At 67.5% G+C, this 335-nt stretch carries 1 pseudogene; it reads right to left on the reverse strand.

From position 1 onward, the window contains the following. Nucleotides 1-335, reverse strand: a pseudogene (locus tag ACM14_RS30280) (protocatechuate 3,4-dioxygenase); the annotation flags it as partial.

The raw sequence follows: 335 nt of genomic DNA on the forward strand, positions 1-335 counted from the left end.
CCGCGCGCGATCAGCCACATCACCAGCTCGATGCCTTCGGAGCCAGCCTCGCGCACGTAGTCGATATGCGGCATCTTGGCCAGGCCGGCCGGATTCTCGATCAGCAGGTCCAGGAAGCGGTTGTCCCACTCCTTGTTGATCAGGCCCGCACGCGCGCCCTGCAGCTGGTGGCTCATGCCGCCCGTGCCCCAGATCTGCACGTTCAGGTCTTCGTCGAAGCTTTCCACGGCGCGGCGGATGGCCCGGCCCAGGTTGAAGCAGCGCTGGCCCGACGGCACGGGGTACTGCACCACGTTCACGGCAAACGGAATCACCGGGCAGGGCCAGGCGCCCGT

This window comes from Delftia sp. JD2, assembly GCF_001682645.1.
Taxonomy (GTDB): Bacteria; Pseudomonadota; Gammaproteobacteria; order Burkholderiales; family Burkholderiaceae_C; genus Comamonas; species Comamonas acidovorans.